Annotated in this window: 15 protein-coding genes; 5 read left to right on the top strand and 10 right to left on the bottom strand. The window is 33.2% G+C overall.

The genetic code is table 11. The features are described from left to right. The first annotated feature begins 230 nt into the window (after window positions 1-230). On the top strand, window positions 231-1247 hold the full coding sequence (locus B4E59_RS00945) for a DUF8428 domain-containing protein (protein WP_038331054.1): 1017 nt from the start codon (window positions 231-233) through the stop codon (window positions 1245-1247). A gap of 73 nt (window positions 1248-1320) precedes the next feature. Here the strand turns inward: B4E59_RS00945 and B4E59_RS00940 are convergent, their stop codons facing one another. The 10 genes from B4E59_RS00940 to B4E59_RS00895 form a co-directional block, all read right to left on the bottom strand. Next, window positions 1321-2922 carry a class I SAM-dependent methyltransferase gene (locus B4E59_RS00940; RefSeq protein ID WP_291050764.1) on the bottom strand — a complete coding sequence of 534 codons (1602 nt, stop codon included), beginning with the start codon at window positions 2920-2922 and terminating at the stop codon, window positions 1321-1323. A 126-nt stretch (window positions 2923-3048) separates the two neighbouring features. Then, the gene (locus B4E59_RS00935) at window positions 3049-3660 is read right to left on the bottom strand and encodes a PepSY-like domain-containing protein (protein ID WP_291050761.1); all 612 of its coding nucleotides are present in this window, start codon (window positions 3658-3660) and stop codon (window positions 3049-3051) included. Between the two features lie 79 nt (window positions 3661-3739). Beyond that, window positions 3740-5128, bottom strand: a complete 1389-nt coding sequence (locus tag B4E59_RS00930) for an alpha-amylase family glycosyl hydrolase (protein ID WP_291050758.1) — start codon at window positions 5126-5128, stop codon at window positions 3740-3742. A gap of 25 nt (window positions 5129-5153) precedes the next feature. Further along, complete coding sequence (locus tag B4E59_RS00925) at window positions 5154-6809, bottom strand: alpha-amylase family glycosyl hydrolase (protein WP_291050754.1); 1656 nt, start codon at window positions 6807-6809, stop codon at window positions 5154-5156. 69 nt (window positions 6810-6878) lie between these two features. Beyond that, a complete protein-coding gene (locus tag B4E59_RS00920; protein WP_291050752.1) occupies window positions 6879-9056 on the bottom strand; it encodes a glycoside hydrolase family 97 protein in 2178 nt (725 codons plus the stop codon). Between the two features lie 364 nt (window positions 9057-9420). After that, a complete protein-coding gene (locus B4E59_RS00915; RefSeq protein ID WP_291050749.1) occupies window positions 9421-11274 on the bottom strand; it encodes a glycoside hydrolase family 13 protein in 1854 nt (617 codons plus the stop codon). Between the two features lie 277 nt (window positions 11275-11551). Next, a complete protein-coding gene (gene mdxK / locus B4E59_RS00910; protein ID WP_291050746.1) occupies window positions 11552-13849 on the bottom strand; it encodes a maltose phosphorylase MdxK in 2298 nt (765 codons plus the stop codon). Window positions 13850-13876: 27 nt separating this feature from the next. Further along, window positions 13877-14533: a beta-phosphoglucomutase gene (gene pgmB, locus B4E59_RS00905; RefSeq protein WP_221853995.1), complete on the bottom strand. Its 657-nt coding sequence runs from the start codon at window positions 14531-14533 to the stop codon at window positions 13877-13879. Between the two features lie 5 nt (window positions 14534-14538). Continuing rightward, complete coding sequence (locus B4E59_RS00900) at window positions 14539-15885, bottom strand: MFS transporter (protein WP_038331042.1); 1347 nt, start codon at window positions 15883-15885, stop codon at window positions 14539-14541. A 162-nt stretch (window positions 15886-16047) separates the two neighbouring features. Beyond that, window positions 16048-17067, bottom strand: coding sequence for a LacI family DNA-binding transcriptional regulator (locus B4E59_RS00895; protein ID WP_038331040.1), 1020 nt, complete (start codon window positions 17065-17067; stop codon window positions 16048-16050). Window positions 17068-17291: 224 nt separating this feature from the next. Between B4E59_RS00895 and B4E59_RS00890 the strand changes: the two genes are divergently transcribed. The 4 genes from B4E59_RS00890 to B4E59_RS00875 all read left to right on the top strand — a co-directional run bounded on the left by B4E59_RS00890 (window position 17292) and on the right by B4E59_RS00875 (window position 25766). Continuing rightward, a complete protein-coding gene (locus tag B4E59_RS00890; RefSeq protein ID WP_125349452.1) occupies window positions 17292-20210 on the top strand; it encodes a SusC/RagA family TonB-linked outer membrane protein in 2919 nt (972 codons plus the stop codon). A gap of 10 nt (window positions 20211-20220) precedes the next feature. Continuing rightward, window positions 20221-21846, top strand: a complete 1626-nt coding sequence (locus B4E59_RS00885) for a RagB/SusD family nutrient uptake outer membrane protein (protein ID WP_038331160.1) — start codon at window positions 20221-20223, stop codon at window positions 21844-21846. A 1-nt stretch (window position 21847) separates the two neighbouring features. After that, a complete protein-coding gene (locus B4E59_RS00880) occupies window positions 21848-22873 on the top strand; it encodes a SusE domain-containing protein (protein ID WP_125349454.1) in 1026 nt (341 codons plus the stop codon). Between the two features lie 88 nt (window positions 22874-22961). Continuing rightward, entirely contained in the window at window positions 22962-25766 is a 2805-nt protein-coding gene (locus tag B4E59_RS00875; RefSeq protein ID WP_188319574.1) for an alpha-amylase family glycosyl hydrolase, read from the top strand. Window positions 25767-25852: the final 86 nt, after the last annotated feature.

Here is a 25852-nt window from a genome sequence, read left to right as displayed (position 1 = left end):
CGCTATTTCAGGACGGGACACATATTAATTAAAAAAAAGCTTCAGAATAATCTGAAGCTTTTTTTATGATTTATTTAGAATAAGAATCTGCATAATTATTCATTTTCGGTCTAAAATGTGAAAAAATTTGTTAAAAAATCCTCATTTTAACATCATACTAAGTTTTTGGCATCATAATTTCTTAACACTAAAAACAATAAAAAAACAATTAACCTTAAATAATAGTTCATATGCAAGGATTAGAAGAAAACAATCAACCAACAAACAAAGGAAAAAATGGTTTAGTAGTTCCTTTGGCATTAGTCGGAATCTTATTAGCAGGAAGTGTAGGATATAATATTTATCAAGCAAATCAGATCGGAAATCTTGAAAAAAATGAATCTTTAAATTCTCAAATCCTTAAAAACGAAACAGGTCAAAAGGATCAAATTCGTAAACAATATGATTCGATTTTAAACGACTATACACAATATAAAGCACGCATCGAAGATCGTAACAATTTATTGAGCGATAAAGAAAATATGATTCAGTTAAAGAATCAAGATATTCAAGAAATTTTAGATAAAGACAATCCAACTGCAGAGGAAATGAATCGTGCTCGTAAAATGATTAACGATTTAGAAGGAAGTGTAAAAAATTACAAATCTGAAGTTGCTCGTTTACAAAAAGAAAATGCAATTCTTGTACGTAGCGTTGACGAATTAAATAATAAAAATTCTGCTTTAACAACAGACAACAACAATTTAAGAGAAAACAATAAAGAGTTAACATATAACTACGAAACAGAAAAAAGTGTTCGTCAAAAAGACAATGCAATTTCGAAAGGAAAGATCAATGAATTAAGTTCAACTTTATCTGTTTCTAATCAACAAATCAAAGGAATTCGTGTAAGAAATAGCGGAAAAGAAGTTGAAAAAACACGTGCAAAACGTATTGATAAAATTCGTGTTTCTTTTGATGTAGATCGTAATTCGAGAACAGAATCTGGAGACAAAAAATTATATGTTGCTATCTATAATCCTGACGGAACATTAGGAAGATATGGAAATGCGCAAGGCGGACAAATTGAATTGAGATCTGGAGATACAGTTAATTTCTCTGATGCAATCAACTTTAATTACACAAACGGACAAACAAAAAATATTACGTTTGATTGGGAAAACGAGGAATTCCAAAAAGGAGTTTACACGTTCAATGTTTACGAAAATGGATTTAAGATTAGTCAAGCAAAAATAACCCTAAACTAATTATTGACACAAGACTAACCAAGAAAGCTCAGCAATTGCTGAGCTTTTTTTGATTTAATATATCTTTTAAATATTATCGTTTCAAAAGATTGATACTAACAGTTGCCAATTCACTGTTTGGATATTTTTTGAACAATGTTTTATCTGGAACTAAACCAGTTTCTTGACAAATTCGATGAAAAACATCGACTTCTACAATATATTGATCCGAAAATCCATGCGTTGCATCATACGCTGTTGCAGGTGTATTTCCTAAATTCTCCGCCGTTAAATCTGGAGCAATCGTATGTAATTCGATCAATAACAAACCAAATTTATCTACATAAGGCGCCCATTTTTTGAGATGATTCAATAAATTTTGTTCCACATCATTATTTGACAATCGTTTTCCTCTAAACGCAAAAGCTCCTGTAGAAGCACTAATTCGATTTGTTTTGATATCTTCTACATCTTCCCAAATTCGATTATGATCTAAAAATGTTCTAATGTTTAATAAATCACTCAACTCTATTGAATAATCATTTTTCAAATCTGTTGCCAAACGATCTGGATCACCAATATCACCCCAAATCACTTTTGCCCAAATATCATTTTTAATTAAATTGGCACGCGTTACTTTCAGCGCTGCTTGATTATAATCTGCACCAACCAAAAAAAGTGGATATTCGTCGAGATGTTTTCCCCGTAAGGTTTGACGTTCTATCACATCATACAAATGTTGTAAAAGCGCTCCATTCCCGCATCCCATATCCAAAATTCCTTTCGGTTGCTCTTCTATTGGACGATTAAAAATATCTACAATAAACTCATCAATCACTTTGAAATAAGTGGAATGCGCTCCTCCACTACCCCAAACATTCATTTCGCGATTCACGTGTTGTTCATCTTCGCCTTCGGTAATTTCACGCAATTTTGTTGGCGAACCAAAAAGCAAATCATTCAACTTCGCGAACATTGGTAAATAAGAAACTGTAACACCATAAGATGTTGCACGGCGCGCAAAAAATAATCCTATTTCTGTGAATTTATAGTTTTTTTCGTGTTTAGTAAACCAACCTAATTCGGTTAATCTTTCCAATATTTTTTCAAAAGTTTGTGGATTTTTGTGAAATTCATCTGGATTGAAAGAAGCTTCCATAAAGTATTTATGAAACAAACCGCTCATTCCCATTCGCACAATAATTGGCCCAACTAAAACGCCTTCGATATGTTTGGTAATTTGATAATGCAAAGGTTTTTCAAGAAACTCTTCGTCATCAGCAGTAATCAAATAGATTTTATATTTATCAAATAATTTGATCCATTTTTTGCAAAATTCATCCGAAAAATCATGTTGATTGATGACTTCATCTTCTGCTAAAAAAACAGCTAAATCGTGGTAAATATCAATATTAGTAAATGCTCTATCTGAATATTTATTGGTTTGAATCTCGACGCTATTTTCTGCATTATTCACTGAATATTCTAACATATTCTGCGAAGCCAACACACGCAAAGCAACATTTAGATAACCTTCGTTTGCCTGAAATTCGTTTGTCAATTCTTCTAACTGTATAGTTTTACGCTCGACGATATAATGCAAAGCTCCTTTTTTAGCCAAAGCACTTAATACCGGAGCCGTTACCAAACCATCGAGATGTCTAAAAATTAACGATCTCAAATATTTTTTATCCATTTTGGTTGATTTTTTCTACTATAAATATATTGAAAATTGCGAGATGTTGATGTGAAGGTTATTGTAAAATTTTAAAAATAGAAATAAAAAAACCTCATCTATTGACAAGGTTTTTGATGTATGTGATTAATCAATTTTTATAAAATTACCATTCAAATCAAATTTCAAATCGACATTATTTTGTAATAATTCAACTTTTATTTCTTTATCTTTTGTATCCATTTCAATTGATTTCGCATCAATTTTAGGATATTTAGTTTGAAGATATTTTTGAATATTATCTGGGAAAAATTTAATCGGAATCGCTTTTCCTAAACCATTTTTCACCTCTTTCCAATCACCATTATCTGTAAATTCTATTTTTGTTCCGTCTTTTAACTGAATATTATATGTTGTGATATTGCGTTCAACTTCTTTTATCGCATTCACAAACTCCATATTACCAAAGTTTTTCGAAACAAAATTTTGTGCATTAATAGGTAAACTATTTGCTGAAATCACCGTTTCATTTGGATCAATATTTACCGTTTTTTGTTGACCATTATCTTGTAAAACCTCATAAGTATTTTGTGAAGTCGATGACTCTGGATGATTCGCAATATCACTTTCCGAAACAATTGGCTGTTCTGCAACTTCAGATTTACTTGTGATAACTTCTGAGTTTTCTGTTTTCTTCGATTCACACGAAGAGAAAACTAAGCTTAAAATGACTGCTGTTGATAAAATTATTTTTCTCATGATTTGGATTTTAAACGTTTATCAACAAGCATTATACCATAAAAAAAGCTGATTAAAAATTTAACCAGCTTTTAAGAATTTATTTTTTCTTCTGAACTAAAATCAGGTATTCCCAAGGTTTTAATTTCAGTTTTGTTGTTGCATCAAATGTCACATCTTCGTTGTTCATAAAGTTTTTGTACACACCATTAATTGGAACTATAATTTCTTTATTTGCTTTCGTAAAATTCGCAATAAAATAAGCTTCTGTCGTATTTTTATGACGTTTGAACGCTAAGATAGATTTATCATCAGATGTTTTCAAACGTTCGTAAGAAGCCGCTTTTTTCGCTCCATTAAATGCTTCATTTGTGATTTTAAGTTCTCCTAACTTTTCATAAACGCCACGCATTTTTGCTGTTGGATTACGATCAATAGAATCTTTGACAAAGAATTTTAAACGACGATTAAAATCTTCTTCTTGTCCATTATAAATCAATGGAATTCCAGGTAAAGTATACGTTAATGCAGCAAATGTTTCGACCGCATCACCCATTCTTTCGTACTCAGTTCCAGCCCAAGAATTTTCGTCATGATTTGATGTGAATAATAATTTATAATCGTCCGCTTGCCATTTTTTCGGAATCGAATCCATGTACGCATCAATCGCAGAAACATTCTTTTTACCTTTTGCAATATCATTCATGATATGATGAATTTCCCAACCATAAGCAGCATCAAATGCATTATTTGCTAATAAATCTGGTTTCTCTGTTTCACCTAACATAAAAATTTCGCGACCTTTTGCCAATTGAGGTTTTGCTTCGTTCCAAAAATCTGTTGGAACTTCGTGCGCCATATCACAACGGAAACCATCAATTTTGAAATCATCTAACCAATATTTCATATCGGCAATCATCTGTTTGCGCATTTCTTTGTTATCGAAATTTAACGCCACAACATCCGACCAATCGTAAGGAGAATGCATTTTCCCGTTCTTATCTTGTTCGTACCAATCAGGATGTTGTTTTACCCAAGGATGATCCCAAGCCGTGTGATTCGCAACCCAATCCAAAATCACATAGATTCCGTTTTTGTGCGCTTCATCAACCAATTTCTTAAAATCTTCGGCATTTCCAAATTCTGGATTGATTCCTCTATAATCTTTGATCGAATAATACGAACCTAAACCTTCTTTTCGATTTTCTTCTCCAATTGGGTAAATGGGCATAATCCAAAGGATTTTAACCCCTAATTTCTTGATATTCGAAATCTCTTTTGTAACCGCTGCAAAAGTTCCTTCTGGTGAAAACTGACGAACATTCACTTCATAAATCACAGAAGTTTCTGCCATATCAGCCGTAAAAGGCAAAATGCTTTGTTCTTTCCTTTCAGTTTTAACGTCTTCTGACTTTGTTTCTTTTTTGCTTTCACAACTTGTTAAAAACAAAGTTGTCATCAAGGTTAAACCAACTATTTTTTTTATCATTTTTCTTCTATTACTTCTCAAAAAACTAATTCACTTTTTCCAATAATACAATATTGGAAGTCGTATTCAATTCTAAATTTCCGTTCACAACTTTTCCAGAAAAACCTGAATAAGCATCGCGAACTTTGGTACCATCTTTCCAAACAGAACTTACATTAATTGTTTTTTTTCCAATTGGCATTTCCAATCCAATCACCACTTCGTCTGTCTTATATTTTCTTGTAAAAATATACGGAGAATTTTGCAAATCTGTTTGATTTCCTGCTCCAACCGCTGGATGATTTCGTCTAAATTGTCCTAATTTTTGGTAATGATTCAATAATGATTCCGTTTCTGAATTTGGTTTAATATCTTCCCAGTTCATATTCGAACGAAGATTTGCATCTCCATCAACACCTTCAATCTCTAACGGACGAGCCGTTTCGTCTCCATAATAAATTTGCGAAATCCCTGGCGCCAATAACAATCGAGTTCCTGCATCCCAAGTATTTTGACGATTTTTATCAAAAGGCGAACCGTCATCGTGCGAGGTAATGTAGCTCATCACAGACTTTCCTTTCATCTTCTTTTGAAGAATATCATTGTATCGATCAAAAACAGTTTGATTAGATTCTTTTTGAGTTGAACGCAAATCAAAATTGATTAACGCATCAAATCCATTCTCGAAATAATTAACCGTTTTATCAGGAAAATTATATTGCTGACCATCATTAATCGAATATCCATAAACTTCTCCTAACAAGAAAAACTTATTTTGATCCAATACTTTTATAGGATTATTCGCTTTATATTCAGCAAACGCATCTTGACAAATTTCTTCGAATTTCTTCCAAACATTTTCTTCCGTATGTTTCACCGTATCGACACGATAACCATCAATTCCGTACTTACGAATATAGTCTGAAAGCCATTTCATGATATAATATTTCGGTGCTTTTGGAAGATTATATTTCGCGAAAAAAGCATTCAATTCAGCAACTTCTTTGTCTAAACGACCTTCTTGCGACCATTTTGCTAACAATTGCGGAGGCAACATCACATCATTTTCTGATTCCGTTAAAATGTCTGGAAGATTTTTTACCAACGTACATTCAATCGTCGTTTTGTAAGACTCATAGGTACATTGTGGAGAAATACGAACCCAATCAGCAGGAAAAACACCATCTGAATTTGTGACTGGACCTGTGTGATTAATCACCGCATCCAACATAATACGAATGCCTTTCGCATGGGCTTTATCAACCAATTCTTGCAACTCCTTTTCAGTTCCCCAGTTTTTATCAATCGACGTCCAATCTTTTGTCCAATAACCGTGAAATCCATATGTTTTCCCTTGACCTTCGTCAACATATCCATGAATTTGCTCCACAATCGGTGTCATCCAAATCGCATTAACTCCTAAATCTGAAAAATAATTATCTTCGATTTTATTGATTACCCCACGAAAATCTCCTCCTTCAAAACCTCTTAATTTAGATGTTTTAGCAGTTCTCCCGTAATTAACATCATTCTTTTTATCTCCATTCTCGAAACGATCAGTCAATAAAAAATAAATATTTGCACCATTCCAAACAAATGGTTGTTTTTCTGAATGATTTGTCTGCGTAGCTTGTGTTGTTGTTTTTGAGCAAGAACTTAAAAACAATGAAGCTATTCCTAATGTGAAAAGTATTTTTTTCATACTAAAAAGTTTTGAGTAGTAAGTTTTGAGTATTGAGTAACAAGTTTCTCAATACTCATCACTCATTACTTATTTAATTTCTTTGATACTAATTGCAAAACCTCCACCAGCTTGAGATGTTAAATCTAAAACAGATTTTGAATCAACCTTTTTTGTTTCGATTTTATAGGCTTGTGGATTTGTTTTGTAATGCGCATCTTTTGCATCTGCATAGATTTTCGCTTCGTATTTTTTTCCTTTAGCTAAGAAATCTAATTTAATTTTCGTTGAACGAGGCGTTTCACCATTTACATTTCCAACAAACCAATTGTTCGAATTTTTATCTTTACGCGCAATTGTTAAATATCTTCCTGGTTCAGCTTCCAAATAATTAGAATCTTGCCAATCTACTGGTACATCTTTGATAAATTGAAATGCATCATAAAATTGTTTGTAATGCTCAATAATATCAGCAGCCATTTGTAAAGGAGAATACATTGTCACGTATAAAGCCAACTGATTTGCAATCGTAGAATTAACGTGTGAATGATTGTTTGGATTTAATTTTTTCACATCCATTTCGAAAATACCAGGCGTGTAATCCATTGGTCCACCTAAAAGACGCGTGAAAGGTAAAACCGTTACGTGATTTGGTTTAGAACCACCGAAAGCTTGGTATTCTGTTCCACGTGCAGATTCGTTTCCAATTAAATTTGGCCATGTACGCGCAACTCCTGTAGGACGAACCGCTTCGTGTGCATTAACCATTATTTTATAATCAGCCGCTTTTTCGATTGCATATTGATAATGATTAATTGTATTTTGGCTGTAATGATAATCTCCACGAGGAACAATATCACCAACATATCCACTTTTTACTGATGTATAACCATTATCGTTCATGAATTTATATGCTTTATCCAAATGTCTTTCGTAATTACGAATTGATCCCGAAGTTTCGTGATGCATCATAATTTTTACACCTTTTGATTTTGCGTAAGCATTTAACATTTTCACATCAAAATCTGGATAAGGCGTTACAAAATCGAACACGTAATCTTTATGATTACCAAACCAATCTTCCCAACCTTCGTTCCATCCTTCTACTAAAACAGCATCAAATCCATTTTCTGCAGCAAAATCAATGTATTCTTTTACACGCTCGTTATTTGCACCATGTTTTCCGTTTGGTTTCGCATTTTTATAATCGGTTATACCTAATTGTACTGTGGGGAAATCGTCTGTATAAGCCCAAGAGCTTTTTCCTGTAATCATTTCCCACCAAACTCCAACGTACTTTACAGGTTTGATCCAAGAAGTATCTTTAATTTTTGAAGGTTCATTTAAATTATAAATTATTTGCGGCCCTTTAAATGCAACTTCTCTTGCATCATCGCTCGCAATAATTGTACGCCAAGGCGTATTAAAAGGTGCTTGTAGATATCCTTTATCGCCCAAAGCATCAGGAGTCAACCACGATTCGAATGTTAATGTTTTATCATCTAAATTCAAACTCATTGCAGGATAGTTAATCAACGCAGCTTCATGTAAATTGATGTAAAGTCCGTTTGTTGCTTTCATCATCAAAGCTGTTTGTACACCTGTTTTTGAGAAAGATTGTTGAGATGCATTTCCAATATAGGCTTTATCAAATAATCCCCTAATTTCTGATAATTTAGATTCCGTGTAATCGTATTCTTGCGTATCGTAATCGCCAGGAATCCAAAAAGCTGTGTGATCTCCCGCCATTGCGAATTGCGAATGCTCTTCTTTGATGACAAAATATTTTAAGTTCTTTTGTTCTGGAAACTCGTAACGGAAACCTAATCCTTCATTAAACAAACGAAAACGAATAATCATTTGTCGATCTGTATTTGGTTGAGAAACCGTCACCGCTAATTCGTTAAAATTATTTCTAATCTTGTCTACTTCTCCCCAAACTGGTTTCCAAGTTTCGTCGAATGTTGACGTTTTAGTATCAATAATTTTGAAACCTGAAAAAAAGTTTGCGATGTCTTTTGCGCGTTCATCTTCTACACGATCTTGAACGGCAAAATCCATTTCTTTATGTTTCGTTTTAAACTCAAATCCTAAATGACTTGGTTTTACAACATCTTTTCCTTTGTACTTTAACTGATAGGTAGGTTTTCCATCTTTAGATAAAGAGAAATCCATCACAAAATTTCCATTTGGAGATTTCAACTCTTGTCCATAAACCATATTCATCATCGCGATTCCTAACCCTAGTATAAACTTAAAGTTTTTCATATTTCTTGTTTTTGTTTTATTGTCTGTTTTATGCTTTACGCCTAATGCTTAAAGCAATAAATTTCTTGTCAAGCTGAACTTGTTTCAGCTTATCATCCTCTACTTTATGTGATCCTGATATGAATTCAGGATGACTTTTATATTTCATTCATTTTTGTCTTGACACAAAAACGAATCAAAAAAGTCAAGGCCGTAAATCTATTTGACTAAAAATTTAAACCGTTTCGAGAATGATTTAAAAATTTGCTATCGCTCATTAAATCATTTTTACTCTTCACTTATTAAATTTTATTAACATCATAGATTTAATGCCATTTTTAAATACATTTTCAGAATAAACTTAGAACGTAGAACTTAAAACCTACTACTTTTTAAGTTCAATAATCATCGAAGATTTACCATCAATTGTGATTTCTCCGTTTATATTGATTGGTAAAACTTTGTCTGAAATAATATCTTTTCCAGAAGTAAATCCGTTTAATGATTCTGCAAAACGATCTAATTTGAACGTCTGTTTTTCTGGATTTGCATTCAAAATAACCATTACAGATTCGGTATCATTGTATCTAAAATAAACGTAAACATTACTCTGTGGCATATAATGCTTCGTTTTTCCTGAATGAATAACTTCTTTATTTTTTCGCCAATTGAAAAGTTTTGCTGTAAAATCATGAAACGTTTTTTGCTCCGCAGTTCTTCCTTCATTTATAAAAGCCGATTGCTTATCTGACTTCCAACCACCAGGAAAATCTTGTCGAATTGCTGCATCACCTTTACTTTTATCTCCTCGCATCCCGATTTCAGAACCGTAATATACTTGAGGAATTCCACGAACAGTCGAAATTAAGGACAAACCAAGTTTGTAATCATTCACATCTCCATTCATCACTTCATTCCAACGCTCTGTATCGTGATTTTCCATAAATACAAACATATTATTGACATTTGGATACAAGAAATCATTGGTAAATGAATTATATAATTTGATCATTCCTTTGTCCCACGATTCCTCTTCCTTGATTGCTTTTGGCAATTCTGAGAACAATGGAAAATCCATTACCGAAGGTAAATACGAATTATAATTATCGATTTCAGCAATTTTAGAATCTTTTTGCCAATACGAAATATGCGCAGGTGAATACATCCAAGCTTCTCCAACTACATTGAAATTTGGATATTCTGTCGTAATTGCTTTTACCCATTTTGCCATTCCTTCTTTATCATTATATGGATATGTATCGACACGCATTCCACCTAATTCTGCATATTCTATCCACCAAATTGCATTTTGCGTCAGATAATTTAGCACCAACGGATTTGATTGATTCATATCTGGCATTGTATAATCAAACCAACCATTCAAAGCTTCTTTTTTGTCTAATTCTGCCGCGTTTTTATCAAATTGGGTTGTTGTACGATAATTGGAACGACGAAAACCATCTTTTCCTCCAGGAAATTTGTGAATCCAATCTTGCGAAGGCAAATCCTGAATCATCCAATGCGAAATTCCCCAATGATTTGTCACATAATCTTGAATCAACATCATTCCTCGTTGATTTAATTTTTGTGATAATTCGCGATAATCTTCATTGCTTCCGTAACGTCCATCAATCTTATAAAAATCAGTTTGTGCATAGCCGTGATACGAATGTTGTTTTTCGTTATCTTCATTAACAGGCGTTAACCAAACCGCTGTTGCACCAAGATTTTGTAAATAATCTAAATTGTTGATGATTCCTCGCAAATCCCCACCATGACGACCATCTGGAATAGAACGATTGGCTTTATCTGTTAATTCTTTCTTCGAATCGTTGCTTTCATCACCATTTGCGAAACGATCTGGCATAATCAAATACACCATATCTTTTGATGTAAAAGATGCTCGATTTGCAGAATTTGGCTGACGATTTTTTAACTCGTATGTATACGAATCAACGATTTTGTTTTTGTTTTTGATGTTAATTTTGAATGATGATTTGTTTACTTCATTCGTATTAATCGTTACAAAAACATAATTCGGATTTTCAGTTTTCTGTAAATTTTGAATTTTTACATTATCCGATAATTCAATATTGTATTTACTAATATCTTTTCCATAAACCAGAATTTGAACTTCTGGATTTTTCATTCCTTTCCACCAAAACATTGGCTCCACTTTTTGAATTTGTGCAAAAGCAAATGTTGATAGGAAAGATGATAATAATAGTATTTTTTTCATGTTTTTTGTTTTTTTGATACCTCGACAAGCTCTGTATGAAATTTACTTTACTACATTAATGAAATTGTCATTCAGAGTTTATCAAAGAATCTTTTTTAAATTCTCTGTCCAGCTGAACTTGTTTCAGCTTCTCATTCTCTGCTTCATTTGATCCTGAAATGAGTTCAAGATGACTTTTTTAAAATAGGTTTTCAGAATAAACTTAGAACTTAAAACGTACTACTCTAAATAAAAATACCCTGAAAACCGAAGCCTTCAAGGTATTAGATTCCCTTTATTAAATCGAAGGCTGAACAACTACTTTCTGGTCGAAAACATAAACCTCTAACGGTTCTGTTCCTTCCAATTCAAATGTTGTTTCTCCTTTATTTACAATAACTTTTAGGATTTGATGACGGAAATTTACTTTAAATGTAAAACCTTCCCATTGTTCTGGTAAACGCGGCTCAAAATACAATTGATCGTTTTTCACACGCATTCCACCAAATCCTTCTACAATCGACATCCAAGTTCCTGCCATAGATGTGATGTGTAATCCTTCGTGAACTTCTTTGTTATAATCATCTAAATCTAAACGAGAAGTTCTCAAATAAAATGTATACGCTTGCTCCATTCTCCCCAACGTTGCCGCTTGGATAGAGTGAACACAAGGTGATAATGATGATTCGTGAACTGTTAATGGTTCGTAAAAATCAAAATGTTTTTCTAATTGATCTCTTGAGAATTGATCTTCAAAATAATAGAACGATTGTAAAACGTCAGCTTGTTTGATGTAAGCCGAACGTAAAATTCTGTCCCAAGACCATTTTTGATTAATTGGACGTTCTTCTTTTGGTAATTCAGAAACAGGTGTTAAATCTTTATCCAAGAAACCATCTTGCTGTAAATAAATTCCTAATTCTTCGCTAAAAGGAAAATAAATATTCGATGCAACTTCTTTCATCTCTGCTAATTCAGCATCAGTAATATTTCTCTTTGCAGCGATACGAGCAAAATCTTCTGGATAATTTGTTTTGACATTTTCAACTTGTTCCAACAAATAATTCATACACCATTGTGCACAATAATTAGAATGGAAATTGTTGTTAACGTTATTTTCGTATTCGTTAGGTCCCGTAACACCTAACATCACATATTGTTTTTTCTCGTTTGACCAATTCACACGCTGTTTCCAAAAACGTGCAATTCCTAATAAAACTTCTAAACCAGCTTCAGGAATGTAGGTTTGATCTCCCGTAAAACGAACATAATTGTAAATCGCAAATGCAATCGCTCCGTTTCGGTGAATTTCCTCGAATGTAATTTCCCATTCGTTGTGGCATTCTTCACCATTCATCGTAACCATCGGATACAAAGCTGCTCCTTTGTTGAAACCTAATTTCTCTCCATTTTCAATCGCTTTATCCAATTGGTTAAAACGGTACATTAATAAGTTTCGCGCAACTTCTTGATTTTTTGTCACCATATAAAATGGCAAACAATATGCTTCTGTATCCCAATAGGTAGAACCGCCGTATTTCTCTCCTGTAAAGCCTTTTGGACCGATATTCAAACGCTCATCTTTTCCAGAATACGTTTGATTTAATTGAAAAATATTAAAACGAATACCTTGTTGCGCTTTTGTATCACCTTCTATAGTGATATCAGCCATTTCCCAAATCTTTGCCCAAGCTTCTTTTTGGTTTATTAACAATTGTTCATAACCTTGTTCATTTGCTTGAGATAATACATTTTCGGCAGCGTTAATTAATTCATTTTTAGGATGATTTGTCGAAACTACATAACCTCCAAATTTCTCAATTGTCGCGGTATCATTCGCTTTTACCTCAACTTCATATGTAAATTCTACTTTTGTTTCAGTTTTAACATCACTTGTTGGTGTATTTTGTTGATAACTTCCATTTACCAAGATTTTATTCTGCATAAATGTTACGACTTCAAAATGAGTTTTGAACGTACGCGCTTGTACAAAACCTTGTTCACCTTTAATTTCAGAAAAAATTGGTTCCCAAAAAATCTCTTCCCAGTTCGCATCTTCGTTCTTTACAGCTGCATCAACATAAGGTTTGAAGACAATTTTCGCATCATCATTGATTGGTTTGATGTCATATTTAATTGCTCCTAATTCATCTAAATCAGCAGAAAGAAAACGTCGAACAAAAACCTCAATTTCTAATCCTGAAGGTAAAATCGCAATAAATGAACGATCCAATAAACCTTCTTTCATATTCAATTCGCGACGGAAATTTTTAACTTCTTTACAAGTGTTTAAATCAAATTTTTCACCGTTAATTTCGATGTCAATTCCAATCCAAACTGGCGCATTTAATACTTTTGCAAAATATTCTGGATAACCGTTTTTCCACCATCCCACTTTTGTCTTGTCAGGATAATAAACGCCGGCAATATAGCTTCCTTGAAATGTATCACCTGAATAAAATTCTTCGAAATTGGCACGTTGTCCCATTGCTCCATTTCCGATAGAAAATAAACTTTCAGACGATTTTACACGATCTTTTTCAAACCCTTCTTCGATAATTGACCACGCATTCGGGATGATATAATCTTGATTCATTTTGTTTGTTGTATGTAGTTTGTATAATTATTGATTGATTAATTCGACCAAGAAATCCTCTGAGATTTCAGTAAAATTTTTAAAGTTGTATTTCGCTTCATTCAAAACCGAAGCTTCTCCAATTCCGATGCTTGTCATTCCTGCTACATTTGCTGCTTCAATTCCTGCAACAGAATCTTCAAATACAATTGAATTTTCGTTTGTTTGATTCGCTTTTTTCGCTCCAACGATAAAAACTTCTGGATCTGGTTTTGCGTTAGAAACATCGTTTCCATCTACGATATCATCGAAATAATTTAGAATATTAACTTTCTCTAAAATTGGACGTGCATTTTTAGAAGCTGATCCCAAAATAATTGGTTGATTGTTTTCTTTTAGAAAGTTTAAAACGTCCATAACGCCTGGTAAAATTTCAGAATCGTCCATCTTATCAATGTATTCTAAATATTCTTTGTTCTTCTGAATTAACCATTCGTTTTTCTGCTCATCAGAAGCTTCAACATTTCCCAATCCAAGAATAATTTCTAATGATCGCACACGAGAAACACCTTTCAATAATTCGTTATGTTCGTGCGTAAAATCGATGTTTAGATTATTCGCTAATTTTTTCCATGCTAAATAATGGTACTTTGCAGTGTCGACGATGACACCATCTAAATCAAAAATAAATGCTTTAGTTTTCAAAATGATTATGCTTTGATTGGTTCATCCACATCTTTTACGCGCGTTACAAAAAGTGCTGCAATAATTAGCGCAACACCGCTGGTAACAATGGCGAAAATTGGATTATCGTGATATAAATATTTTACAATTGGACCGCCTAACAATGCGTTGACGATTTGAGGCATACAAATGAAGAAATTGAAAATTCCCATGTAAACACCCATTTTTTTCGCTGGAATTGCTCCCGCTAAAATTGCATAAGGCATCGATAAGATACTTGCCCAAGCGATTCCTACTCCGATCATGGAAAGGATTAGTAATTTTGGATCGTGAATAAAATAGATTGAAATTAATCCTAATCCTCCACAAATTAATGAAATAGCATGTGTTGTTTTTCGACCAAATTTTAAGGCTATTGCTGGTAAAAAGAAGGCGAATATTGCAGAAATTCCGTTGTAAACTCCGAAGATAATTCCAACCCAATCCCCTGCTTTTTGGTACGTTTCTGAATGTGTATCACTCAAAGACAAACCGTACACATGATGAGCGATTGCAGGCGTAGCAAATACCCACATACCGAATAATGCAAACCACGTAAAGAACTGTACCAAACCTAATTGTTTCATCGTTTTTGGCATATTCCCAAAATCGGTAAAAATCTGTGTTAAGCTTGCTTTTTCTTCAACAATTGGTTCTCTACCTTCTGCTTTTTCGAAAGCGTCTAATTCTTCTGGCGAATATTCTTTTGTTGTAAAAATGGTAATTAAAACGGTTACAATAATTGCAATTGCTCCAATAATGAATGATAAAATTAAGTGAAACGGAACTTCTCCTTCCGCTGCAATACTTGAAACACCAAACCAGTTGCTCAAAATATAAGGCAACCACGAACCGACAACAGCTCCTAAACCAATAATTACAGTTTGAATTGAATATCCTAATGTACGTTGATCCGAAGGCAACATATCTGCTACAAATGCACGCATCGGTTCCATCGCGATATTGAATGAAGCATCCATTATCATCAAGAATCCAGCACCCATCCATAATGCAGGCATCAATGCCGTAAATGCACCTGCTTGTGGCATTAAGATTAATCCGAAAGAAGCCAATAAAGCTCCTACTAAAAAGTATGGTTTTCTTCGTCCAAATTTAGACCAAGTATTATCTGAATAATGACCAATAATAGGTTGAACAATCAATCCCATTAGCGGTGCAACAATCCAAAACCAAGACAATTCGTGCACATCGGCACCAAATGAACTTAGAATACGGCTCGCATTTGCGTTTTGCAAGGCGAAACCCATTTGAACTCCTAGATATCCGAAACTTAAATTCCAGATTTCAAGAAATCCTAATCTACGCTTTCTCATTATCGTAATTTTTTTATGTATTTTACGATAAGCGTTTTATGCTTATCAAAACTATATTTTTGTAATTTGAGAAGTAAAAATATGTTTTGATTTGTTTACAATGTTAAAACTTTTTTTTGGGATTATTGCAACTGTAACAATTATTTAACCAAAAAAAACTTACTAAATCGTTGTAGTTTCTCTGTGTAATAATTCTGTTCCGACAACTTCGGTAATGTAATGCTCATGCTCGTTTTCTGACTCTAATTTTTGAATCAATAAACGCGCTGCAATCTCACCCATTTTGAATGCATTTTGTTTGACTGTAGAAATGCTTGGAATTGAGTTCTTGGAAATTACACCATCTGTAAAAGCTATTAAATGTAATTCTTCTGGCACTTTGATTCCTTTTTTCAGTGCTGCTCTCAACACTTTTACGGCATATAATTCATTTACTGCCATTACTGCGTCAAATTTATTTTTTTCGAAAAACTCATCAATCATAGTGTCCAACTGACTCTCGTCTTCTACACGCAAAATCAAGTTTTCGTCAACTGCAATTCCATTCGCTTCTAATGTTCTTTTATATCCTTCGGTTCTTAAGCGTCCAACACTTATATAATCTGGCGTTGTGATAAAACCGATTTTCTTGCGTTCTTTACTTATAAAATACTGAATTGCTTCTTGTGTCGCAAGTACATCATCAATAATCACTTTATCAGTATAAACCTCACGCGTTACACGGTCGAACATCACAACTGGCATTCCTTGGTTGATGATTTCTTTGATATGATGATAATCTTTTTTGGCTTGAGTTTCTTTCGAAAGAGAAATCACAAATCCGTCTATACTACCCGCTGCAAGCATCTCCATATTAATCACTTCACGTTCGTACGATTCATTTGACAAACATATTAAGACATTATAACCATATTGATTGGCTAAATTTTCGATTCCACTAATTACCATCGCAAAAAAATCGTGAACGATTTCGGGAATAATCACGGCAATGGTTTTCGTTTTACGATTCTTTAGACTTAATGCTATATTATTCGGTTTGTAGTTGTATAATTTTGCAAATGCCTGAATCTTTTGTTTCGTTACAGCACTAATCTCTTCGCTATTTTTCAACGCCTTAGAAACCGTTGATATCGAAACATCTAACTCTTTTGCAATCTGTTTTAATGTCAAATTCTTTTTCATAATCTTCTTTCTACCTTAACCATCAATCTTATTCTACTAATTTCCGTCTTTTTTATTAAAAATTAACATGCTATAACAATTAATTTAATTATTTATTAACACGAAAACGTTTTCGTTTAACTAGTTAGTGTATTACATACACAATCAATCAATTAAACAACTTATATTTGGTAATGAGAAGTAAAAATATAAATTAATAATTAACGAAACAAAACAAAAAATATATGAGGATTTTAAAACAATCTCTTCTAGCATTAGTTTTATCAAGCCCTGCTATTTTATCTGCACAAACTGCGATAAAAGGAACAGTACAAGATAGCGCTAATAACACGGTTTTAGCTGGTGCAGATGTTTCGAACATTACAACAGGAGAATCGACAGTTTCTGATGAAAAAGGAAATTTTACATTAGAAGCGAACGATGGTGATATAATTGTTATCAGTTTTTTTGGTTATGACGATCAAGAAATAACTTTTGCGGGACAAACGCAATTACAACTTCGTATGTCTAAAACGACAGAAAACTTGAAAGAAGTAGTTGTAATTGGATATGGTACAGCTAAAAAAGAAGATGTCACAGGTTCTGTAAATCAATTAAATTCAGAAGATTTCAACAAAGGATCAATCACTTCTGCGCAAGAATTAATGACAGGGAAAATCGCTGGTGTTGTGGTAACATCTGCTGGTGGAGCTCCTGGTGACGGTCAAAACATTATCATTCGTGGTAATAGTTCGTTATCATTAAACTCTCAACCATTATATGTAGTTGATGGTGTTCCTTTATCTGAAGTAAATATTGGAGGTTCTCGAAATCCTTTGGATTTCTTAAATCCTAACGACATCGAAACGATGACTATTTTGAAAGATGCTTCTGCAACTGCCATTTATGGTTCTCGTGCTGCGAATGGGGTTGTAATGGTTACAACTAAAAAAGGAAAAGGAAAAAAATTCCGTTTTAATTATAATTCAATTACATCAATTTATCAACCAGAAGGTTATATTGATGTAATGAATGCAGATCAATTCCGTGAATTGGTAAAATCTGTAGGAACAGCTGACGAAATTTCTCGTTTAGGTAACGCAAATACAGATTGGCAAAAAGAAATTTATAGAACAGCTGTAGGTTTTGATCACAACTTTAGTGCAACAGGAAATATTGGAGGTAAAATGCCGTCTCGTTTTTCTATTTCTAACACAGATCAAGATGGTATTTTGAAAGGAGATAACATCAATCGTACAACAGCTTCTATGAACTTAAGTCCATCTTTCTTAGATGATCACTTAAAATTTGAATTGAATGCTCGAGGTTCTTATATCGAAAATCAATTTGCAAACAGAGGTGCAATTGGAGCTGCTTTAGAGTATGATCCAACTCAACCAGTTTATTCTGGAGCAAATATATTTGGAGGTTACCACACTTGGATGGACGGATCTGTTAAACACAATTTAGCGCCAACTAACCCAGTTGCATTAATCAACGAAAACAGAGATACATCAGAAGTTCGTCGTTTTGTAGGAAATGCAAAAATGGATTATAAATTACATTTCTTACCATCTGTTACTGCAACAGTTAATGTAGGTTATGATATTTCTAATGCGAATGGACGTAATGTAACAACTGCAAATATGCCAAACTCTTCTTTGACATGGGATGGTTCTAAAACAACATTTAGCGCACAATTCTACAACAAATTATTTGATGCATATTTAACATTCAACAAAGATTTTGGACAACACGGATTAACTGTTGTTGGAGGTTACAGTTATCAATACTTTAATACATACAACACCAATTACGATAGTGAATTAGAACAACAAGGTTCTGATCAATTTACATTCGTAGACCGTGATCACTATTCTTTACTATCATACTTCGGACGTTTAAACTATAATTTTGATAATCGTTACATCTTAACAGCTACTATGCGTGCAGATGCTTCATCAAAATTAAGCCATGACAACCAATGGGGTTATTTCCCTTCTGCAGCTATTGCATGGAATATCTCTAAAGAAGAATTCTTGAAAGGAAGTTCTGTTGTAAATGATTTGAAATTACGTGTTGGATATGGTAAAGTTGGTAATGTGAACGGATTAGGAAACTTCCAATTCTTAACGCGTTATCAAGGATCAGAATCAACTGCTTATTATCAATTTGGTTCAACATTCTATCAAACTTATCGTCCTCAACCATTTAATGGTGATTTAAAATGGGAAATTTCTAGTACATTAAATGCTGGTATTGATTACTCTTTATTCAAAAATAGAATCTATGGTACATTAGACGTTTACAAGAAAAAAACAAGTGATTTAATTGCGAGTGTTTATGTAGATCCATTTACAAACTTTGGAAATATGATCGATAAAAATATCGGTGATATGGAAAATAAAGGAATCGAATTTAGCATCAATGCTGATATCGTAAAAACAAAAGATTTTGATTGGTCTTTTGGATACAACATCGCTTTTAATGATAATAAAATTGTCAACTTACCTACTGATAATTTAACAGGTGGTATCGATGGAGGAACTGGTAACAATATTCAAATTCAACGTGAAGGAGAAGAACCATTTAGTTTCTACGTATACAAACAAATTTATGATGCAAACGGAAAGCCTATCGAAGGAGCTTACGAAGATTTGAACAACGACGGAATCATCAACGAAAAAGACCGTTATATTCACAAAAGTCCTTTCGCAAAAGTAACAATGGGATTCAATACATTCTTCCGTTACAAAAATTGGGATTTAAGTGCAACTGCTCGTGCTAATATCGGAAACTATGCTTACAATAACATGGCTTCGTCTAAAGGTTACAGCAAAAAAGCGACAGGAAATGGTCAAAACTATTTATCTAATGTGCTTTCAAGCTACTACAACACAGGTTTCACAAGTATCACAGAAACTAATTTGTTAAGTGACCACTTTATAGAAGATGCATCTTTCTTCCGTATTGATAACATTACATTAGGTTACAACCTAAAACAAGCAATCAAAGGATTAGATATTCGTCTTTATGGAGCGGTTCAAAACGTAGCTGTATTCACAAATTACAGTGGTTTAGATCCTGAAATTTACCGCGGAATTGATAATAGTTTTTATCCAAGACCGAGAACGTATGTATTTGGTTTAAATGTTAATTTCTAAGAAAACTACAATGAAAAAGATTAAAATATCAACATATATTTTAGCTGCGGCATTGGCTTTCTCTGTTTCTTCATGTCATGATGATTTAGATTTAATGCCAAATGATCCAGATACTTATACACAATTTGATGTATTCAAAGATGTTGCTACTGCAAAATCTGCTTTAGCAAAAGTATATTCTTCTTTAGCACTTACTGGACAAAAAGGTCCAGCGGGAAGTGGAGATATTCAAGGTATTGACGAAGGTGCTTCTCAATATACTCGTTTAATGTTCAACTTAAATGTATTAACAACAGACGAATCTATTGTTGGCTGGGGAGATCCAGGTTTACCAAACTTGCATGAGATTTCTTGGGGAGCAAGTAACAGTTTTGTTGAAGCGATGTATTATCGTTTAGCACAAACCGTTTCTTTCTCTAATTCATTTATTGCAAACGCTGAAGCTTTATCAAGCACAACTCCAGAAGTGAAAGAATATGTAGCTGAAGCGCGTTTCATTAGAGCATATGCTTATTATAGCTTAATGGATTTATATGCGAATGTTCCGTTAGTAACAGAAGTTTCTTCTGAATTACCGAAACAAAGCAATCGTAAAGAGATTTTCACTTTCGTTGAAAGCGAACTAAAAGCTATCGAAGCTGAATTAAAAGCTGGTCGTACAAACGAATACGGACGTGTAGACAAAGCAGCTGCCGAAGCATTATTATCTCGTTTATATCTAAATGCAGAAACTTGGATTGGTGAAGCAAAATATACAGAAGCCATCACTTATTCTAAATTGGCTATGCAAGCTGGATATACGCTTAACATAACTGATGGAAATAAAAATGGTTCTGCTTATGACGAATTATTTTTAGCTGATAACAATACGAATGGCGCGCAGAACGAAGCTATTTTCGTTTTAAATTTTGACGGAAATAATTCTCGTACATATGGAGGTTCTACTTTCTTAGTAAAAGCTGCAATTGGTGGAAAAATGACAGCTGCTGATTATGGTGTAAATGGTGGATGGGGAGGTCCTCGTTCTACAAAAGCATTGGTGAATCAATTTACAGATGCTGTAACAACGAAAGACAGTAACGGAAATCCAACTGCATGGAAAGATAAACGTGCGATGTTCTTTACAGATGGACAAACATTTGAAATTAACAACATAGGTACATTTGGAGAAGGTTATGCTGTTTACAAATGGTCAAATAAACGTTCAGACGGAAAAAGTGCAAACGACGCAACAGGAGAATATGTTGACACAGATGTTCCTATAATTCGTTTAGCAGAAGTTTATTTAAACTATGCCGAAGCTGTTTTACGTGGAGGAACTGGTGGTGATCGTGCAACTGCATTGAGCTTAATCAACGAATTAAGAACTCGTGCATACGGAAATACATCAGGTAATATTACTGACGGACAATTAAACTTAGATTTCATTTTAGCAGAAAGATCAAGAGAGTTGTACTGGGAAGGAACGCGTAGAACGGATTTAATTCGTTTCAGTAGATATACAAATAATTACAATTGGCCTTGGAAAGGAGGCGTTCAAAACGGAACTTCTGTAGATGCTACAAAAGCTATCTTCCCAATTCCAAACAATATTATTGTCATTAATCCAAACTTAACTCAAAACCCAGGTTATTAAGATGAAAAATTTTATAAAATATATTTCGTTAGCTTGTGCGAGTATTTTTGCCTTAAGCGCATGTAACGATGATGAAGATATCATCAAATTAGATCCCTCAAATTTTGTTGCACCGAAAGTAGAAACACCTGCTTCATCAACAATTGAATTATTAGAAGAAAATGCTGCAAATACAGCAATGACATTTAATTGGAGTGCCGCAAATTATGGAACAAATACTCCTCCTAAATATGAATTACAAATTGATGTAAAAGGAGATAATTTTGAAAATCATCAAGTTCTTACTTCAACTTCAACATTAACAGCTGATGTTACCGTAAAAGAATTGAATTTAGCAGTTATTGCTTTAGGATTAGAACCTTTTAAAGAAGGAGAAATAGAATATCGTATTGTCTCTACAGTTGGTACTCCTGGTTCTCAACAGTTAATTTCTAATGTCAATATATTAAAAATAACGCCATATCCAACAGATTTATCTACAAATTGGGGTGTTGTTGGTTCTGCTACTCCTAACGGTTGGGACGGGCCAGATGTTCAATTTTGGAAAACTGATGTTACAAATGTATTTGTAGCGTATACAGATTTAAAAGCTGGTGAAATCAAATTCCGTCAAGACAACAAATGGGAGTTAGATTATGGTGGATCTAATGGAAAACTTGAAAAAGGAGGTAAAAACATCGCAGTAGATGCCGGTACTTACAAGATAACTATGGACTTAACAAATCTAACTTATAAATTAGATAATTATTCTTGGGGATTAGTAGGTGACGCTACAGCAAACGGATGGGATGGTCCAGACCAAAAATTGTCTTATGATGGTACTTTAGATGCTTGGACTATTACTACAACATTAAAAGATGGAGAATTTAAATTCCGTTTAAATAATGATTGGGGAACAAATTTTGGTGGTACAAGTAATGCAGGAGAATTAACAGACAAAGACGGTACTAACATCAAAATAAAAGCTGGGAAATATAAAATCACAGCTAATTTCAACAAGAAAACTTATACAGTAGAAGCTCAATAAAATTTTTTCTCATCAACAAATAATTTTTTAAAAGCCATTAAAATTCAATTACGTTTTTTAATGGCTTTTTTCTAAAACTACACAAAACATGAAAAACATTCTATCTATTTTAATGCTTTTAATGGTAATATCTTTTACCAAAGCACAAATTACAACAACTCCTTCACCACCCGAAGCAAACCAAGCAGTTGTAATAAACTTCGATAAAACAGGAACAGGTCTTGCCAATTATTCAGGAGATATTTATGCGCATACAGGCGTAACTATTGATGGAAAACAATGGGAAAATATAATTGAAAGTTGGGGAAATAATACCACTCAACCCAAATTAACTTTCGTTTCTGGATCAACCTACAAATTAGAAATCCCTACATCTATTTATCAATTCTATGGAGTTGATACTTCTAAAAATATTACAGCAATAGATGTTGTTTTTAGAAGTGCAGATGGAAAACAACAAACTACGGATCTTTCTATTTCGGTAGGTTCTTTCAAAGTTACTTTAACTAATCCGCTCGAAAATTCAATTACAAATGTTTCTTCAGGATCAAGTTTTAACATCAAAGCGATAGCTACAAAATCTGCTAATTGGACATTATCTGCTAACGGAACTCAAATTGATGCATTAAATAATTCAACTTCTTTTGATAAAAATTATACCATTTTACAAAATCAGAATTATACATTAAATGCAACTTTTAATGGTCAAACAATAAGCAAATCTTTTACAATTAATATCAAACCAACGGTTAAAGATGTAGCCATTCCATCTAATTTACATGAAGGAATTAATTATTTGAATAATGATTTTACAAAAGCATATTTGGTTTTATACGCTCCACAAAAAGAGTTCATTCATGTAATCGGAAGTTTCAATAATTGGCAACTTTCTGATCAATATGTGATGAATCGAGATACAACTAACAAGGATTTATATTGGATTGAATTATCTAATCTTAAAGCAAGTGAAATCTATACGTTTCAATATCGAACAAGTGATGGAATCAAAACTGCAGATCCTTATTCGACTTTAGTTTTATCGCCTTATGATGATCCGTATATTACCGCAGCAACTTACCCAAATATGCCTGTATATCCTACTGGACAACAATTTGAAGTTTCGGTTTTACAAACAAATCAAGCAAAATACAATTGGAAAGTTTCAAATTTCAATCGCCCAAATAAAGAGAATTTGATGATTTACGAATTATTAATTCGTGATTTCAATTCGACAAAAACATGGCAATCTTTAATTGATGATTTTGATTATTTCAAAAAATTAAACATCAACGCAATCGAAGTTATGCCCGTAATGGAGTTTGAAGGAAATATTTCTTGGGGTTATAATACAGCTTATCATCTTGCTTTGGATAAAGCTTATGGACCAGCAGATAAAATGAAAGAGTTCATCGATTTGTGTCATCAAAATGGAATTTCAATCATTTTAGATGTTGCTTTAAATCATGTTTATGGTCGATCTCCGTTGGTTAGAATGTGGATGAATGATCCCGACAATGATGGTTTTGGAGAACCAACTACTACAAATCCTTATGTTAATCAAACCTCAAAACATAGTTACAATGTTGGATACGATTTAAATCATCAATTAACACCAACTCAAAATTATGTACAACGTACATTAAAACATTGGATTGAAGAGTTCAAAATTGATGGATTTAGATGGGATTTAACAAAAGGATTTACACAAAATTGTACACCTTCTGATGAAACTTGTACAAACGGATATCAGGCTGATCGTGTAGCAATTTTAAAAAAATATGCAGATATGCAATGGACAATTGATCCGAATTCCTACATCATTTTTGAACATTTAGGAAATAATGGTTCAGCACAAGAGGAAACAGAATGGGCGAATTATCGCATTAACGAAGGTAAAGGAATTATGCTTTGGGGTAAAGCGACTAATAATTTTAATCAAAATACAATGGGATATGCTTCGGATAGTAACTTTGATTGGTTGAAGCATACTGTAAAAGGTTTTACGAAAAAACATTTGGTTGCCTACGCAGAAAGTCATGATGAAGAAAGAATGATGTACAAGAATTTACAATATGGTGCATCATCAGGAACTTATAATGTAAAAGATTTAAAAACTTCTTTAGAAAGACAAAAAGCTTTAGGTGCCGTTCTATTTACGATTCCTGGTCCTAAAATGTTGTGGCAATTTGGAGAATTAGGATATGATTATTCGATCAATCATTGCGAAGATGGAACAAATAATGACGGATGTCGCACCAATCCAAAACCTATTCCAAGCGAAATTGGTTACTTAACAAATGCCGATAGAAAATCTGTTTATGAAGTTTGGTCAAAAATTATTGGTCTTAAATTAAACAACAAAGTTTTCGAAACTGATAATTATACAATTACATCTGGAGATTTAAAACCGCGTATTCAGATTACAAATAATTTATTATCGTCGTCTGATTTATATGAGGTAATTGTTATTGCAAACTTCACAACAAGCACTCAAGCAATTGCGCCACTTTTTCCATTTACAGGAAATTGGTACAATTTGATGGACGAAACAACGCTGAATGTCACCAATACAAATTCATCATTTACAGTTAATCTAAATCCAGGTGAATTTAGAATTTTCGGGAATGCAAAAGCAAATTTATCAACAGATAATATTGAGGTTAATTCAGAAAAAATCTCTGTAACTCCAAATCCAGTTTCTTCCTCTTTTTCATTAAATATTAATTCAGAAAAAGTAAAAATTTATGATTTATCAGGAAAGTTGGTCAAAGAATTTTCAGGAAAATTTTCAGCAATACATCAATTTAACATCAAAGAATTACCAAAAGGTATTTACATTCTTGACATTGAAGCTAAAAATCGAAAATCGTCGGCGAAACTGATTAAAAATTAATTTTAAAAAAAGCCATTAAAATTCGTTTTGATGGCTTTTCATTTTCACAAATCGTTGAAAAATCAATAACTTGTCGGTTAATTTAC

Source organism: Empedobacter sp. UBA2044, assembly GCF_002333005.1.
GTDB classification, from domain to species: Bacteria; Bacteroidota; Bacteroidia; order Flavobacteriales; family Weeksellaceae; genus Empedobacter; species Empedobacter falsenii_B.
This window is presented reverse-complemented; position numbering and strand designations above follow the sequence as displayed.

What these genes read in the sequence shown, in the direction of transcription:
- B4E59_RS00885 (WP_038331160.1), top strand. Translation starts at nt 20,221, where the DNA reads ATGAAAAAGATTAAAATATCAACATATATTTTAGCTGCGGCATTGGCT.
- B4E59_RS00875 (WP_188319574.1), top strand. Translation starts at nt 22,962, where the DNA reads ATGAAAAACATTCTATCTATTTTAATGCTTTTAATGGTAATATCTTTT.
- B4E59_RS00895 (WP_038331040.1), bottom strand. Translation starts at nt 17,067, where the DNA reads ATGAAAAAGAATTTGACATTAAAACAGATTGCAAAAGAGTTAGATGTT.
- B4E59_RS00935 (WP_291050761.1), bottom strand. Translation starts at nt 3,660, where the DNA reads ATGAGAAAAATAATTTTATCAACAGCAGTCATTTTAAGCTTAGTTTTC.
- B4E59_RS00900 (WP_038331042.1), bottom strand. Translation starts at nt 15,885, where the DNA reads ATGAGAAAGCGTAGATTAGGATTTCTTGAAATCTGGAATTTAAGTTTC.
- B4E59_RS00925 (WP_291050754.1), bottom strand. Translation starts at nt 6,809, where the DNA reads ATGAAAAAAATACTTTTCACATTAGGAATAGCTTCATTGTTTTTAAGT.
- B4E59_RS00940 (WP_291050764.1), bottom strand. Translation starts at nt 2,922, where the DNA reads ATGGATAAAAAATATTTGAGATCGTTAATTTTTAGACATCTCGATGGT.
- B4E59_RS00945 (WP_038331054.1), top strand. Translation starts at nt 231, where the DNA reads ATGCAAGGATTAGAAGAAAACAATCAACCAACAAACAAAGGAAAAAAT.
- B4E59_RS00920 (WP_291050752.1), bottom strand. Translation starts at nt 9,056, where the DNA reads ATGAAAAACTTTAAGTTTATACTAGGGTTAGGAATCGCGATGATGAAT.
- B4E59_RS00880 (WP_125349454.1), top strand. Translation starts at nt 21,848, where the DNA reads ATGAAAAATTTTATAAAATATATTTCGTTAGCTTGTGCGAGTATTTTT.
- B4E59_RS00915 (WP_291050749.1), bottom strand. Translation starts at nt 11,274, where the DNA reads ATGAAAAAAATACTATTATTATCATCTTTCCTATCAACATTTGCTTTT.
- mdxK (WP_291050746.1), bottom strand. Translation starts at nt 13,849, where the DNA reads ATGAATCAAGATTATATCATCCCGAATGCGTGGTCAATTATCGAAGAA.
- B4E59_RS00930 (WP_291050758.1), bottom strand. Translation starts at nt 5,128, where the DNA reads ATGATAAAAAAAATAGTTGGTTTAACCTTGATGACAACTTTGTTTTTA.
- B4E59_RS00890 (WP_125349452.1), top strand. Translation starts at nt 17,292, where the DNA reads ATGAGGATTTTAAAACAATCTCTTCTAGCATTAGTTTTATCAAGCCCT.